Below are 15,878 nucleotides of genomic sequence, written 5' to 3' on the forward strand. Positions count from 1 at the left end.
GGGTCCTCTATCAGAACGAGTAGCTGACGCGCGCCGAATAGCGCGGGCCGGAGACGAACCAGGCGCGGCCCATCATGCCGATGCCCTGCTGCTGCAGCTGCTTGTACTTCGAGTCCGACAGGTTCGTGCCGTCGACGAGGATCTGCGTGCGCTCGTTGACCTGGTACGACACCGAAGCATCGAGCTGGCCGTAATCGTCCACCCACAGCGGCGTTGCCCAGCCGATGTTGGTGGCGCCGCGGGTCGGGCTGTCCGGATTGGTGTCCGTGCCGTTGTCGCCGCGGCTGCCGCTCACGTTCACGCCCTGCAGGTTCTTCGAACGCCAGCTCCATGCGGCGCGGGCCGACCACTTGCCGTAGTCGTACAGGATCGCCAGGTTGTACGAGTTCTTCGACAGGTACTGCAGCGGCAGGTCGCCGAACGCCTGGCCGTTGGTGTCGCAGCCGTTCTGGTTCAGGTTGATGTTGGCCGCGGTGTTGCCGACGGAGCAGTATGCCGAGAAGTTGTCGTTGTACAGCTTCGTCTTGCTGCTCACGTAAGTGTAGTTCGCCTGCACGCCCAGACCCGACCATGCGCCCGGCAGGTTGCTGAAGTACTGCTGGTAGGCGATCTCGTAGCCGCTGGCGCGGCCGCGCGCGCCGTTCACGGGTGCCGTCACGTTGAACATGTACGGGGTGCCGTTCACGTCCGCCAGTTCATAGCCGTAGGTCTGGTTGACGATCACGTCCTTCAGGCGCTTGTGGAACAGGCCCAGCGTGATCGACGACGATTTGCCGAAGTACCATTCGCCGGTCAGGTCCACCTGGTCGGATTTGACCGGGCGCAGCATCGGGTTGCCCAGGCCTTCGCCCGTTTGCGACACGTTGCTGACGAAGCTGCCGTTGTTGATGGTGTTCGCGCTCTGGGTCAGCGTGGTGTAGCCCTGCAGCTGCGTGAAGTCCGGGCGCGAGATGGCCTTGGCGATCGCAAAGCGGAACTGCAGGTCGTCGCGCGCCTTCAGGCGCAGGTTCAGGCTCGGCAGCACGTTCTGGTACGAGTTGTCGTAGTTGCGCGGCGACTCGTAGGCCGGCATGACCGGGATCGGCGCGCCGGGCTTGCCGTAATGGTCGTCGCTCGTGTCGTTGAACACCGTGTAGCCATAGGCGTTCATGTCCGTCTTCACGTAGCGCACGCCGATGTTGCCGTCGACCGGGTACTTCCAGTCGTCGAAGCCGAAGCGCAGCTGCGTGTAGAAGGCCTTGGTTTTTTCCGTCTGGTCGTTGATGCCGGCCGCGTTGCCGCCGAACTTCGCCGGATTCCATGGTGCGCAGCCCGAGCCGTCGGTCGGTGGATTCTCGCGGCACAGGATCTGGTAGAACTCGTGCAGCTGCGTGTAGCTTTGCGGGTAGTTCTGCGCCAGCGAAACGCCGGGGAACACGACGGCCGGCACGCTGGCCTTGCCGTTGAAGAAGTTCGGGAACGTGCCCAGGATCGTCGGCGCGGCGAAACGCGGATCCGACATGTAGGCCAGGTTGCCGTTCAGGTTACCCATCCACGGTGCCGTGATCGCATCCCAGTTGTAGCTCGGGTTCGAGTTTTCGTTGGTGGAATCGCGCTTCGTGAAGCGCACGCCGAAGCGCAGGTCGCGCAGCACCGGGTTGTCGAACGTGTACTTCGCGTCGAGCTTCAGCGCCTTCGACTCGGCAACGCTGCGGTCCATGTGCTCCTGGGTGAAGTTCCAGTAGTACTTGCTCGGATCGGCGATATGCGCGCGCTGGGCATCGGTGAAGCTCAGCACGGGCACGTTGCCGGTCAGGTCCAGCGTCTGGCCGGGCAGTTTCACGGCGGTAGCCACGGTGGAATCGAAGCCGTTCGATTTCGCCTTGATGCGCTGCAGGTCGGACGTGAACGTCCAGCTGTCGCCGGCGCGCCATTCCACGTTCCACGAAATGTCGGTGGTGTCGGACTTGCGGTTGGCGATGCGGGTATCGGCGCCGAAGTCGATGCCGTTTTCCGTCGGCGCGGTCAGCGTGCCGGTCAGGAACTGATTGTTGGCGCCGTACGTGGAATTCGGGCTGGCCATGATCTTGTACGGATCGGCGGAAGAGAAGATCGCGTTCTCGTCCCAGTCCATCTGGTACTTCGACTTGAAGAACGTGACGTGCGAACGCAGGTTGGCATCCTTCTTCCACTGCAGCGCGCCGTACATGCCCTGGCGCTCGCGGTTGAAGTTCAGCGTGCGCCATTGCGCGCCCTTCGGGATCCACACGGTCTCGCCGTCCACGACGTTATCGCGCGGGAAGTAGGGCTCGACCTGGAACGCATCGGTGCGGGTGTTGCTCTCCGAGTGCGCGAAGTCGACCAGTACGCCGAATTCGCCGAAGCCCGTCTTCCAGCGGTCCGACAGCAGGATCGACGCGGACGGCGACCATTTGCCTTTTTTCAGCTCCGAATACGTCGACGAGGCGGACAGCGCCACCTTGCGGCCCTTGAAGTCGAACGGCAGCGCGGTGCGCAGGTTCACCAGGCCGCCGATACCGCCTTCGATCTGCTCGGCGGACGGGTTCTTGTAGATGTCCAGGCCGGCCATCAGCTCGGGCGGCACGTCCTCGAAATTCAGCGAGCGGCCGCCGTTGGCCGAGAACGCATCGCGGCCGTTCAGTTCCGAACGCACGAACGACAGGCCGCGGATCGAGACGCCGGAACCTTCGACGGAATAGTGTTCCGGGTCGCCGCGCGACATGGTGCGGTCGATCGTCACGCCGACCACGCGCTGCAGCACTTCGGTCACGGACTTGTCGGGCAGCTTGCCGATATCGGCGGCCACGATCGAATCGACGATCTCGTCCGAGTTCTGCTTGATCTTCTGGGCATTCTCCAGCGAGGCCCGCTGGCCCGTCACCACCACGGTCGCGGTGTTGGCGGTATTGGCCGCGCTGCCGGTATCGGCGGTTTGCGCGTGGGCCGCGCCGGCCATGAACGCGATCTGTGCGGCGGCAAGCGCCATCGCGTTGAGCTTGAATTGATTCAACTGCATCTCCTTAAAAATATGATCTTCCGGGCTGCTGGGAAGTCGACCGTCGGGACTGGCGGCCGGCGTGCACCGTTCAGCGCAGCGCCGTCATAGCACCGGCAGCTCCCTGGTTTCACCCTGCTTCAGTCTCACTACCACGGTCTTCGCACCCGTGCGCACGCGCACGGTGCCGGTCCCGTTACCCGGTTTCGCCTTGACGGTCGCCGACGTCACCTGCCCGTCGCGCCACGTCATGTCCACTTCATATCCGCCGCGCGCGCGCAGGCCCGCGACCGAACCGTTTTTCCACGCCGCGGGCAATGCCGGCAGCAGGTGCAGCACACCGTCGTGCGACTGCAGCAGCATCTCGCAGATGGCCGCGGTGGTACCGAAATTGCCGTCGATCTGGAACGGCGGGTGCGCGTCCAGCAGGTTCGGGTACATGCCGCCCGCCGTGTTCTCTTCGGTGCCTGGTTTGTGCTCTTGTGCCCGTGCGCCAGGGGTGGCGATCACGCCGCGCAGCATTGTATGGGCTTTGTCGCCGTCGCCCAAGCGGGCCCAGAACGCGGCCTTCCAGGCCATCGACCAGCCCGTGCCGGCATCGCCGCGCGCCGCCAGCGATACGCGGGCCGCCTCGGCAAGGACCGGCGTGCGGCTTGGGGTGATCTGCCGGCCGGGGAAGACGCCGAACAGGTGCGACACGTGGCGGTGGTTGTCGTTCGGGGTATCGAGGACCGGGTCCTTCTTTTCCTCCATCCATTCCAGCAACTGGCCCCAGCTGCCCACCTTCGGCGCGGCCAGGCGGTCGCGCGCGGCGGCTACCTGGCGGGCAAACGCCGCATCCGTCTTCAGTTCGCCCGCGGCTTCCACCGTGTTCTGGAACAGGTCCCACACGATCTGCTGGTCGTAGGTCACGCCATCTTCCACGGGGCCGTGTTCGGGCGACCAGCCGTTCGGGGCCACCAGCCTGCCATCGGGCAGTTCCTTCAGGTAGTCGAGCCAGAACTGGCTCACTTCCTTCATCAGCGGGTAGGCCACCTTCGCCAGGAAAGGCTTATTGCGCGTGAACGCGTAGTGTTCCCAGAAGTGCTGGGCGTACCAGGCGTTGGCCGTCTTGTTCCACTTCCACCGCATGTAGCCGAACGGGTTGGTTTCCGTGCGCACGGTCCAGCCGCGCACCGGCTTGCCGTCCTTGCGCAGGAACGTCTCGACCACCTGCCCGTCTTCCACGTCGCGCGAAGGATTCGCGGCGCTCTCGGCCACCAGCCGGCGGTACGACGGCACCATCGATTCGACGAAGCCGAACAGCGGCTGCGCCATCTCGGACAGGTTGGCCGTTTCCGCCGGCCAGTAGTTCATCTGGATGTTGATGTTGGTGTGGTAGTCGGCGTTCCACGGCGGCGTGAGGCTGTTGTTCCACAGGCCCTGCAGGTTCGCCGGCAGCGGGCCGCGCGAGCTGCCGATCAGCAGGTAGCGGCCATACTGGAACACTTGCGCTTCCAGTTCCGGGTCGTTGCCGTGCTGCGTGTAGGCGGTCAGGCGGCGGTCCGTCGTCAATGCGCGGCGCTCGTCGGCAGCGCGGCCCACGTCGAGGCTCAAGCGGCCGAACAGGCTCTTGAAATCGTTTTCCTGCTCGACCTGCAAAATGGACCACGGGCGTGCGGCCGCCCGGTCCACTTGCGCGGAGACGCGCGAAAGCGGATGCGCGCCCTGGAAGTTCACGCTGCCATCGCGCACATAGCTCGTACCTGCGCCCAGCACCAGGGTCAGCGCGTCGACGTTCTCGAAGCGCACGGTGTCGCCTTCCATCGTGATCTTGCCGCCCTCGTTCACGACCTGCACCTGGGCGGCATAGTCCATCTGGTTGCCGGTCAGCGGCTGCTGGGCCGGCGTCCACTGGTTGCCCCGTTCGCGCGGCACCACGAAGCCGGCCAGCGAACCGGTCGCATGGATGCGGTTGCCCCAGGCATTGATGTGCGCGCCATGCTGGTCGGTCAGCCGCACCACGCCCGTGTAGGCACCGGGCTTGTCGGCGGACAGCCGCAGCACGATCACGTCCGCCGGATGACTGGCGATCGTCTCGCGCTTGTAGCGCACGCCGTTGTGCACATACGTGACCGTGTGCAGGCCGCGCGCCAGGTCCAGCGTGCGCGAATAATCCGTGGCGCCGGCGTGGGCCGGCAGGTCGACATACAGGTCGCCGAACGGCTGGAACGCGCCCATCGATGTCGCGTCGCCCGTCCACAGCGTGATGTCGTTGAACTGCAGGTGCTCGCGGCCCGGCTGGCCGAAGACCATCGCGCCGATGCGGCCATTCCCGACCGGCAGCGCCTCGCGCTCCCAGCCGTCGGCGTTGTCGGTGGCCGGGCGGTCGTAGCGCAGCGTCAGGTCCGGTGCAGTCCGGGAATCAGCAGGGGCGGCAGCAGCCGTCAACGTGCAGGAAGCGAGCATGGCGGTGAAGACGATCCGTATCATTTGGCGATTTCCCCATAAACGATGCCGCGGCCGGCGGTACTCATGTAGACGCGGCCGAACACATTCATGTCGCCCACGATGAAGCGGCCGTCGCCGGGGCCGCCGTACTGGTGCGCGTCGTCGTTGATGCGCACCCAGTTGCGGCCCTCGTCGAGCGAGCGCCAGATGCCGCGCTGGCCATCGACCGTGCCCCAGATGTACACGGCCGGGTAGGCGCCTTCGCGCTCGGCCTTGCCGAAACCGACCGCGCCCGCGTACGTGACGCCATCGAGCATCGCGAACGTGGCGCCGGCATCGCCTGAACGCGCCAGGCCGCCATTTTTCAGCGCTACCCACACGTCACCGCTACGGCCGGGGGCTGCGCGCACCACATCGGAACCGCCCTTCGGCAATTGCGCCTTCGCGGCGAACGTGCGGCCGGCGTCCGTGCTGGCGAGGAAGGCGCCGTCCTGGTAGGCATAGAAGCGGTTCGCATCGACCGGGTCCGCCACGGGGCGCACGCCTTCGATGCCCTTCGAGGCCGTCCACGAATCGCCATCGTCTGTCGAAACGAAAGTCACACGCGACCTTTCCGGCGAATGCAGCAGCGTCTTGGCATCGGCCGACAGCGCCAGCTGGCCCTTGGTGCCATTCATCGAGCGGGCCTTGCGCCAGGTGGCGCCGCCATCGCGCGTCACGTAGACCGATTTGCCGACGCGCGCCAGCACCTGCGGCTGCAGCGCGGCATGGGCCAGGCCGAACGTGGTGCCCATCTGCGGTTCGTGGATGCGGCCGTACTGTGTCAGGTCCGCGTGGATGAAGCCATCGTAGTCGCCGATCGTGGAAACCAGCGGCGCGCCGGCGCGGCTCACGAGGCCCAGCGGCACCGTTTCCTCCAGTCCCTTCACGTCGAAGCGCCATACGGTGGGCGTCGCTTCCAGGTTCGACGTCCTGAAGACGCCGTTGCCGGACGTGACCCACGCGGCCTTGGCATCGAACGGGTCGAACGCGATGGTGCTGGCCCAGTGGATCGCATGGCCCTTCACCCACGGCACGCCGGCGCCGTCCATCTCGAAGCCGCGGGCGACGAGGTCGGTCCACGTGGCGCCGCCGTCGGTCGACAGGTAGAAGCGGTCGCCCTTCGCGGCGCCCTTCTCCCTGCTTTGCGGTGCGTACAGGCTGATGGTCGATGCGATCAGGCGGCGCGCGTCGTTGCGGTCCACGCTGATGCCCGAGTATGACGCGGCCGGGCCCTTCGGCGTGACATCCTGCCCTGCGCCAGTGCCGATGCCGTACTTGCGCACCGCGCCCTGGTCCATCTTTTCGTCGCCGCGCGGATGCGGGCCGGCGCCGTTGGCGAACGTCACGTACAGGTGGCCGGCGCCGTCCAGCGCGGCGCGCTGGGGCATCAGACCGTCCGGCGTGGCATCCATCGGCGTGAAGGTGGCGCCGCCGTCGTCGCTTCGGAAGAGGTTGGTGCCGGCGCGCGACACGCCGACGAACAGCCGCTGCGCCGTGCCGCCCTCCTTGACGCTGGCGGGATCGGCGATAACGAAGGCGATGCCGGCGCCGTTCGGCGTGCCCGTCACGTCCAGGCCCGGCAGGCGCTTCCATGTGGCGCCGAAGTCGTCGCTGCGGAACAGGCCATTGGCGCGCGTGCCCACGTACAGCACGTTGCCGGCGCCGGGGTCGACGGCCAGGCGTTCGCCGTTGTTGCGGCCCGCGCCGTTGCCATGGGTCTTGAATTGTGCGGTCACATCGGTGATCGCGAACGTCTTGCCGTAGTCGCGCGAGCGCAGGATCGCCGAACGGCCACCGTTGTGATACGCGATGCCGGCCAGCAGGTAAACCTTTGAAGGATCGCGCGGATCGGCCGCCAGCGAATCCACGCCCAGGAAGCCCGTCTGGTCTTCGGATACCCAGTCCAGCAGCGGCACCCACTTGTCGCTTGTCCACCGGTAGGCGCCGCCGACGTCCGTGCGCGCATACACGACGCCCTTCTCGGTGGTCGGGATCACGGCCGGCACGAAGCCGCCGCCGCCGATGGCCACGCTGTCCCACCGGTAGCCGGTCAGCAGCGGCTGCAGGACCGGGTCCATCGCCCTGCCCCAGATTTCGTAGCCGCGCGCGTTCGGGTGCAGCAGGTCGGGCATGATGTCCTTCGACAGCGTGCCGTTTTCGTCGAGGAAGGCGCTGCCGATATCGGCGAAGAATACGCGGCGGTTGTCGGCGAACGTCGCGATGCGCTCGTTGATGGCGTTATTGATGCGGCGCGACGCGCTGTCCGCCGCGTCGCGCGGGAACACGCCCAGCAGCAGGATCTTCGCGTTCGGCAGGCGCTTCTGCAGCTCGTCGATCACGCGGCGCAGGCCGGCCGCCGTCGTCGCCGGGTCTTCCTGCCGGCTGCCCGTGTTGTTGGTGCCGGCCATCAGCACGACCACTTTCGGGTCGAGTCCGTCGACTTCGCCATGCTGCACGCGCCACAGGATGTTTTCCGTGCGGTCGCCGCCGAAGCCCAGGTTGATCGGGTGATAGCGGGCGTAGCGGCGCGCGAATTCTTCCTTGCCGTCCTTGGCCCAGCCTTCGGTGATCGAATCGCCGATGAAGACCAGTTGCGGCAGCGTGCCGGCTACGCGGCGCTGGGCGTTGTCCTTGACCTTCTCCTCGTGGCGCGGCATCCACCAGTCGATGGCCCACGATTCGTTCAAAGGTTCGGGCGTGACGGAGCGCGTCCGGTAGTCGGGGCACGAGGTGTTCGGCGTGCCGGATTTCAGGATGCGCACGTTGGCGATGGCCACTTCGCCCTGCCCCGTCGCCTCCACTGAAAACGGTTTCATGACCGTTTCAAAAAAATCGCCCTCGCGGACGAAGCAGCTCAACGCGAACGACACGCTTTTCCAGCCCTGCCCCGCGGCGGCGCGCCCCGGCAGCACATAGGGCACCTTGCGCTCGCAATCCTTGCCGCAATCGAGCTTGAAGTCGATGCCGCCCCTCGCCATCTCGACGACGTTCAGGTCGAACGCAACGATGCCCTTGTCGACATAGGGACGCAAATCGATGGGCGCGTGCCCGGGTGAGTGTTCAATACGAAGGCTTGCATACCAGGTTTTTTGCCACGCCAGCGTGAGGGCATCGCGGCCCGCCACCTTGCCGGCCTTGCCGCGCACGACGGCCTCCGGCTGTTTTTCCGATGCCGGCACGACGGTGCTTGCGCCACGCAGCGGCACGGCGTTCTCCGGGTCCGCGACCGTGACCTGCCAGCCGGCGCCCGGGCGGTTCTTGAACAGCGTCAGTTGGTCGGGCGTGGCCGCCCCGGCAGCCGCCGCATGTGCGGAGGCACCCGCCAGCAGGGTAGCCAGCAACAGCGGCGAAAGGGTTTGGCGCATGGCGTCTCGTCATTATGGTTCTGCCAGCATTCTGGACGTGGACGGTTGCGCACATCAATTACGAAATTCACCAGCCGGTCAAACAATATTTCACGTTTGCAGCGATACCTTGTACACGGTGGTCTGTCGATAGACCTGGCCGGGCCGCAGGATCACGGCCGCGGCGCCTTTGCCATTGAGCTGGTCGGGGTAGGCGCCCGCTTCCAGGCAAAAGCCGTCGTGTCGCGAATATGTCACACCATGGCGGCCGCGCACGCCCGTCAGGCCATTGCCGCTGTAGAACTGCAGGCCCGCCTCGGTGGTGGCCACGTCCAGCTGGCGCCCGGAACCGGGGTCGATGACGCGCGCCACGTTGCGCAGCCGGCCCGGCTCGCGCGGGTCGGTGGGCAGGCAGTAGCAATGATCGAAGCCGCCGGCCACGCGGATCTGCGGATCGGGCCAGCGCATGCGCGGCCCGATCGCGGCCGGCTGGCGGAAATCGAACGGCGTGCCGGCCACTTCGGCGCGGCCGACGGGAATGCCCAGTTCATCGATGGCCAGGTAGTAATCGGCATCGATGCGCAGCATGTGGTCGCCCACGTCGGCCGTGCCGCCGTTCAGGTTGAAGCACGGGTGCGACGTGAGGTTCACGGGCGTGGGCGCGTCGCAGGTGGCCTGGTATTCGATCGACAGGCTGCCGTCGTCGTCGAGCTGGTAGAACACCTGCACGGCCAGCGTGCCGGGAAAGCCGCCCTGCCCGTCCGGCGACACGTACGACAGCGCCAGCCCGCCATGGGCCATCTCGCCATCCCAGTGGGCGGTGTGAAAGCCGGCGTCGCCGCCATGCAGCAGATTGCCGCGGTCGTTGACGTCCGCCTGCACCACGCGGCCGTCGAGCTTGAAGCGGCCGCGCGCGATGCGGTTGGCCCAGCGGCCGATGATCGCGCCGAACCAGGCGTGCCGGTGATGGCGCAGGTATTCGTTCTCGGGATAGCCGAGCAGGATGTCGGCCATGCGGCCATAGCGGTCCGGCGCCTGCCACGACACGAGCGCGGCGCCGCGCTCGCTGATCGTCACGCGCATGCCCCACGCGTTGGTCAGCGTGAATTGCTGGGCCGTGGCGGCGGAGGCGGCGATGGGGGGCATGATGTTCATCCTGGCACGTCGCTCGCCGCGTCGGCGCTGCGCTGGCGCTCCTGCCAGGCGCGCGGGGTGCAGCCCAGTTCGCGCTTGAACACCGAATGCATGTACTGGCTGGACGTGAAGCCGCAGCGCACCGCCACGTCGGCCAGGTTGCAGGTGCCGCGGGCCAGGAAACCGGTGGCGGCCTCCAGGCGCAGGCGCAGGATCTCGTCATGCACGCTGCGCCCCAGCTCGGCGCGGAAGTGCGCCTCCAGCGACGAGCGCGAGATGCCCACGTATTCGGCCACCTGGTCGGTCTTGATGCCCTGGCACGCATACTGGCGGATGAAATGGCGCGCCCGCATCACGTGCGGGTGCTTGCCCGCCTCGTGCTTGCTGGACGCGAGCACGTTGATGCCGGACGGCGGCACGAGGATGCGCGTATCGGGCAGGCGCACGCCGTGCAGCATCTGGTCCAGCAAGTGGGCGGCCGTGCGGCCCATTTCCTGCGCGCCCTGGATCACGGAACTCATCGGGATGCGCGTGAGCATGCGCGCCAGCGGGTCGTTGTCGATGCCGATGACGGCCACCTGCTCGGGCACCTCGATGCCGGCCAGCGCGCAGGCCTGCATCAGCTGGCGCGCCCGCGCATCGGTCACGGCGATGATGCCGACCGGCTTGGGCAGGCTGTGCAGCCAGGCGATCTGCTGCTCCACGGCCTCGCTCCAGTGCTGCGCGCTGGTGGCATGGCCGCGGTACACCTCGGGCTGCAGCTTGTCGCGCAACAGCAGCTTGCAGTAGGCCTTCTCGCGCTCCTGCGCCCAGCGGTTCTCCTGCGCTTCGGGCAGGCTGAAACAGGCGATGTTGCGCAGGCCCGCCTCGATCAGGTGGTCGTAGGCGAGCTTGATCAGCTTGAAGTTATCGGTGGCCACGTAGGGCACGCCGCACGGGTAGTCGGCCGGGCTCTCGTACGAGCCGCCGACGGCCACCAGCGGCACGCGCGTGGCCGCGAGCGCACTGGCCACCAGCGGATCGTCGAAATCGGCGATGATGCCGTCGCCCTGCCAGCCGTCGATGCCGGTCAGGCGCAGCCGGAAATCCTCTTCCAGGAACAGGTCCCACGCCGTGCGCGTGCTGGCCAGGTAGCCGGCAATGCCGGTGATGACTTCGCGGTCGAAAATCTTGTTTGCATTGAAAAGCAGCGCGATGCGATGCGTTCTCAGCATATTCCTGGTCTCCCCATGCTCTCCTGCACGCGCCCTGTTTTTGTGTGGTCTCGGCGCAACGAACGATAGCTTAGCATTTTGATCACAGCATGTTCCAGCCGCAATTGTGAAAATGACCGCCCATCATTGCGTTTCTTGACAACGTTTGCAAGCCCCTTGGTGCATTTCGTTGTTTAACAAATTTCCTGAAAACAGGGGTCAGACCCCTGTTTTCAGGAATGTTTTAATTAGACAACGTCGCGCAGCCGGGAAACCAAGTGCGCGTGCAGAACGGGGTCGCCGCAGGCGAGGACGGTGCCGCCGTGCTGCGCGTCGCCGCCGTCCCACGACGTGACGATGCCGCCGGCGCCTTCGACGATCGGGATCAGCGCCTGAATGTCGAACGGCTTCAGCCCCACCTCGACGACGACATCGATATGGCCGGCCGCCAGCATGCAAAAGGCATAGCAGTCCGCGCCGAAGCGCACCAGCTGGGCTTCGGCGGCCAGGGCATCGAAGGCGGCGCGCTGGGCGGGCACGCGCAGGATTTCCGGCGCCGTCGTCATCATGCGGGCGGAAGCCAGGTTCGCGCAGGGCCGCGTGCGCAGGCGTTCGCCGTTCAGCCACGCGCCTTGCGGCGTGCCCGTGTAGAGCTCGCGCGTAAACGGCTGGTACATGGCGCCCACGACGGGCCGGGTGCCGTCGTTCAGTGCGATCAGCGTGCCCCACAGCGGCAGGCCGCAGATGAACGCGCGCGTGCCGTCCACCGGATCGAGCACCCAATGATACGGGCTGCTGCCTTGGTGGATGCCCTCTTCCTCGCCGACGATGCCGTACTCCGGGTAGCGCGCGTGGATCATGTCGCGCATCGCCCGCTCGGCGGCCCGGTCGGCGATGGTGACGGGGTCGTAGGCGCCCTGCTCCTTGTTTTCCACTTCGATGCGGGTGCGGAAGTGCGGCATGGCCGCGGCGGCGGCGGCATCGGCCAGTTCGCGGGCGAAGTCCAGGTATTCGGTCATCGGATGGTCCTCTTTGAAATGTGTTCGTGCAGGTAGTCGGCCACGCGCCGCGCGCGCGCCGGCAGCGGCCATTCGGCGCGATGGATCAGCCACAGTGTATCGACGACGGGCGTGGCCATGTCGATGACGCGGATCGCATCGGGCCGCGCGAAGACCCGCCGCGCATGCGTGGGAATGACGGTGAATCCGAGCCCGCGCGCGACCGGTTCCAGCAGCAGGCCGACCTGGTTGGAAAAGCCGCGCGCCGGCACGGTGGCGATGCCGGGATTGCCCGGGAATGCGCGGCTCAGCAGGCGCGTCGCCATCGCATGTCCTTCCGGGTGGTCGATGAAGCCGAGCGCCTGCAGGTCCTGCCAGCCGCGCACCTCGCTGGCGGCCGGCACCACCAGTTCCAGCGCTTCCTCGGCGAACGGCGTGGCGGCCAGCCGGGCATCGTCCGGCTTCAGCGCGACGATGCCCAGGTCATAGCGCTTGTCCAGCACCTGGGCCAGCGTTTCCCGGTCGGGCGCGAAGCGGTGGCGGATCGCCAGGCCGGGATGCGCCAGCTGGAAGTCCAGCAGCAGCGGATACAGGAACAGGCCCAGGCTGCCCGGCGTGACCAGGCCCACGTCGCCGCAGCACGCCTCCTCGTCGGCGATACGCACGGCCAGGCGGCGGTCCGCCTCCTCGATTTCGGCGCAGTACTGCAGCAGCGCGGCGCCCGCCGGCGTGAGCTCGATGGCGCGCGGCCGGCGGATCAGCAGAGGCCCCAGGCGGTCTTCCAGTTGGCGCACGTGCTGGCTCACGGCGGCCTGCGTGAGCCCAAGCCGTTCCGCAGCCCGGGTAAAGCTGCCGGTGTGGGCCAGCGCGGTGAACGATTGCAGCCATTGCGGCGGATGCATAAGCAACTCTAATGGGATACATAAGGAGCCATCAGTTTACATGATGCCGGCGGCCGCTTACAGTGCAGCCTCCCTATTTACCTGAAACCCCATGTCCGCACTCTTTACCGAATTCACCCTGAAAGACGTCACGCTGCGCAACCGCATCGCCGTGCCGCCGATGTGCCAGTACAGCGCCGTCGACGGCTACACCAACGACTGGCACCTGGCCCACTACACGAGCATCGCGCGCGGCGGTGCCGGCCTGGTGATCGTCGAAGCGACCGCCGTATCGCCGGAAGGCCGCATCACGCCGGGCTGCACGGGCCTGTGGGAAGACGGCCAGGCCGACGGCATGGCGCGCATCGCCGCCGCGATCAAGGCCGGCGGCGCCGTGCCGGGCATCCAGATCGCCCACGCCGGCCGCAAGGCCAGCGCCAACCGCCCGTGGGAAGGCGACGACCATATCCTTGATACCGACCCGCGCGGCTGGCAGACGATCGCCCCGTCGGCCATCGCCTTCGGCGCCAACCTGCCGAAAGTGCCGCAGGCAATGACGATCGCCGACATCGAACGGGTAAAAGCCGGCTTCGTGCAGGCCGCGCGGCGCGCCCGCGATGCCGGCTTCGAATGGCTCGAACTGCACTTTGCCCACGGCTACCTGGCCCAGTCGTTCTTCTCGGCCCACTCGAACCAGCGCGACGACATCTATGGCGGCAATGCCGAGAACCGCGGCCGCTTCCTGCTCGAGACGCTGGCCGCGGTGCGCGAAGTGTGGCCGGAAAACCTGCCGCTGACGGCCCGCTTCGGCGTCGTCGAATACGATGGCCGCGACGAGGAAACGCTGCTCGAAGCGATCGCCCTGACGCAGAAGATGAAGGCCGGCGGCCTGGATTTGCTGAACGTGTCGGTCGGCTTCACGATCCCGAAGACGGCCATCCCGTGGGGCCCGGCATTCCTGGCGCCGATCGCCGAACGCGTGCGCCGCGAAGCCGGCTTGCCGGTAGCCGCCTCGTGGGGCATCGATTCGCCCACGATCGCAAACCGTGTCGTCGCCGATGGCCAGATGGACCTGGTGATGGTGGGCCGCGCACTGCTGGCCGATCCGCACTATCCGTACCGCGCCGCCAAGGACCTGGGGCTCGACCGTCCGTCGTGGGTGCTGCCGGCGCCGTACGCGCACTGGCTCGAGCGCTACGCGATGCAGGCCTGACGTTTTACTGCGGACTCAGGCGAACGTATCGATGATGCCGCTGGTGTAGGAGGCGCCGATGACGAACGCCGCGGCGGAGGGGTTGGCCTTCAGGATCGACGCCCAGTTGCCGCTGTTCGCCAGTGCGCCGGCACTGGTATCGGTGCCTGTCCCGCTACTGCCGGTCGCCGCCGATGCGGTGCCGGCATTGACCAGGGTGTTGAGCAGTCCGGCCGGGGAATAGACCTGCGCGCCCGACGATCCTTTCATCGTGGCGACGATACCGGCCGTCGACGACAGGCTGGCCGCCTTGGCAGCCAGCATGGAATTGCTGGTGCGGGCGACCGTGGTCGTTGTCGGGGTATAAACGCCGGAAGCAAGCGCGCTGGTTGCGGAGATGGCCATGACCCGATACTAACGCCAAAAATTCCACAAAGCAACATCAAAAAAGGGAAAAGCGGGCCTGGCCTGCACGTTTCCAATATCACCGTGGGCGACGCGACGTTCCTTTGCCTGATCAAGGCCGAACGCGAGGCGCCGGTCCGCAACGTGTCGATGCGCGGCGTGCGGGTGGCGAAAGTGACCGGCACGCCGGTGACGACCGAGAACGTGGAAGGGTTCGTGCAGGCTTGAGCGGGCCGCGGTTACACTGCTCCCGTGATCGTTATCCGGGAGACCCCAGTGACCGCCTCCATCAACGCCTCCATCGATTCCTACTTCGGCCTGGTCGGCCAGCCCGCCCCCGGCGGCCCCTCGCTCGCCGGGCTGGCCCGCCTGCAGCTCGGCCACATCATGGCGATTCCATTCGAGAACCTGAATCCGCTGGCCGGGCTGAAGGTGCCGCTCGACATCCCTGCCCTGCTGGACAAGTTCACCCACCGCCGCGGCGGCTCCTGCTTCGAGCACAACCTGCTGTACCGCCACGCCCTCGACGCGATCGGCTACCGCACCACGCCATTGCTGGCCCGGGTGCGCGTCAACGCAGCGCCGGGCACCGTTACGCCGCGCACGCACATGCTGCTGCTGGTGGAGGTGGACGGCGAACAGTGGCTGTCCGATACAGGCTTCGGCAAGGCGACGCCCACCGCGCCGCTGCGGCTGGTGCCCGGCCTGGCGCAATCCACGCCGCACGGCACGTACCGGCTCGTGCCCGAAGACGAGGGCTACCTGCTCGAGACGGACACCGGCGACGGCTGGGCGCCGCTGTATGCGTTCGAGCTGCGGCCCGCCTATCCGGTGGACTTCGAGATGTCGAACTGGTATGTGTCCACCCATCCCGTCTCCCACTTCACGCGCGACCTGATCGCCGTGCGCACCGTTGCCAATGGCCGGCACGTGCTGCACAACGGGCGGTACTCGTTCTATGCGGTGGATGGCACGGCCACGCGGGAGGAACTCGCGACGCCGGCCGCCCTGCTCCACCTGCTGGAAAACACGTTCGGGCTGGCGGCGGAGGCGGTGCCGGGGCTGGATGCGAAGCTGGCGGAGATCGTGCAGCGCGCCTGACGCGCCGGAAAAAATACCGGGTTACATGGCGCTGGGTACTCCTGCTCCCCGCAGTGCGTGTCGGCAGGCCTTACATTCCTCTCGGAAGAATGGAACTTGCAACATGCAATCGAATTGATTATGAATGACAATTCTTGTATGGAACGCCCCTTGCTTCGTTTGA

General features: G+C 66.8%; 11 protein-coding genes. 3 read left to right on the forward strand and 8 right to left on the reverse strand.

Annotated features, from left to right (window positions below; translation table 11 throughout):
- Positions 1-10: 10 nt before the first annotated feature.
- The 7 genes from ACY65G_RS00970 to ACY65G_RS01000 all read right to left on the reverse strand — a co-directional run bounded on the left by ACY65G_RS00970 (position 11) and on the right by ACY65G_RS01000 (position 13,038).
- Positions 11-3,010: a TonB-dependent receptor gene (locus ACY65G_RS00970; protein ID WP_464995509.1), complete on the reverse strand. Its 3,000-nt coding sequence runs from the start codon at positions 3,008-3,010 to the stop codon at positions 11-13.
- 90 nt (positions 3,011-3,100) lie between these two features.
- Positions 3,101-5,467, reverse strand: a complete 2,367-nt coding sequence (locus ACY65G_RS00975; protein ID WP_464995510.1) for a glycoside hydrolase family 95 protein — start codon at positions 5,465-5,467, stop codon at positions 3,101-3,103.
- Complete coding sequence (locus ACY65G_RS00980) at positions 5,464-8,832, reverse strand: GDSL-type esterase/lipase family protein (RefSeq protein WP_464995511.1); 3,369 nt, start codon at positions 8,830-8,832, stop codon at positions 5,464-5,466. The genes ACY65G_RS00975 and ACY65G_RS00980 overlap by 4 nt, the downstream gene beginning before the upstream one ends.
- A 90-nt stretch (positions 8,833-8,922) precedes the next feature.
- Positions 8,923-9,957 (reverse strand): aldose epimerase family protein, encoded by a 1,035-nt coding sequence (locus ACY65G_RS00985; protein WP_464995512.1) that lies wholly within the window; start codon positions 9,955-9,957, stop codon positions 8,923-8,925.
- A 5-nt stretch (positions 9,958-9,962) separates the two neighbouring features.
- Entirely contained in the window at positions 9,963-11,159 is a 1,197-nt protein-coding gene (locus tag ACY65G_RS00990; RefSeq protein ID WP_464995513.1) for a XylR family transcriptional regulator, read from the reverse strand.
- Positions 11,160-11,386: 227 nt separating this feature from the next.
- Positions 11,387-12,157, reverse strand: coding sequence for a histidinol-phosphatase (gene hisN, locus ACY65G_RS00995; protein ID WP_464995514.1), 771 nt, complete (start codon positions 12,155-12,157; stop codon positions 11,387-11,389).
- Positions 12,154-13,038 (reverse strand): LysR family transcriptional regulator, encoded by an 885-nt coding sequence (locus tag ACY65G_RS01000; RefSeq protein WP_464995515.1) that lies wholly within the window; start codon positions 13,036-13,038, stop codon positions 12,154-12,156. Before ACY65G_RS01000 ends, hisN begins: the two co-directional genes overlap by 4 nt.
- A gap of 91 nt (positions 13,039-13,129) precedes the next feature.
- Here ACY65G_RS01000 and ACY65G_RS01005 point away from each other — a divergent pair, with 91 nt between their 5' ends.
- The gene (locus ACY65G_RS01005) at positions 13,130-14,230 is read left to right on the forward strand and encodes an NADH:flavin oxidoreductase/NADH oxidase (RefSeq protein WP_464995516.1); all 1,101 of its coding nucleotides are present in this window, start codon (positions 13,130-13,132) and stop codon (positions 14,228-14,230) included.
- Between the two features lie 15 nt (positions 14,231-14,245).
- On the opposite strand, the gene ACY65G_RS01010 is transcribed toward ACY65G_RS01005, so the two are convergent.
- Positions 14,246-14,614, reverse strand: a complete 369-nt coding sequence (locus ACY65G_RS01010) for a hypothetical protein (protein WP_464995517.1) — start codon at positions 14,612-14,614, stop codon at positions 14,246-14,248.
- Positions 14,615-14,698: 84 nt separating this feature from the next.
- Here ACY65G_RS01010 and ACY65G_RS01015 point away from each other — a divergent pair, with 84 nt between their 5' ends.
- Both ACY65G_RS01015 and ACY65G_RS01020 read left to right on the forward strand, forming a co-directional pair.
- Entirely contained in the window at positions 14,699-14,842 is a 144-nt protein-coding gene (locus ACY65G_RS01015) for a hypothetical protein (protein ID WP_464995518.1), read from the forward strand.
- Between the two features lie 48 nt (positions 14,843-14,890).
- A complete protein-coding gene (locus ACY65G_RS01020) occupies positions 14,891-15,715 on the forward strand; it encodes an arylamine N-acetyltransferase family protein (RefSeq protein WP_464995519.1) in 825 nt (274 codons plus the stop codon).
- The last annotated feature ends 163 nt before the right edge of the window (positions 15,716-15,878 follow it).

This window comes from Pseudoduganella sp. jia 12, assembly GCF_055502675.1.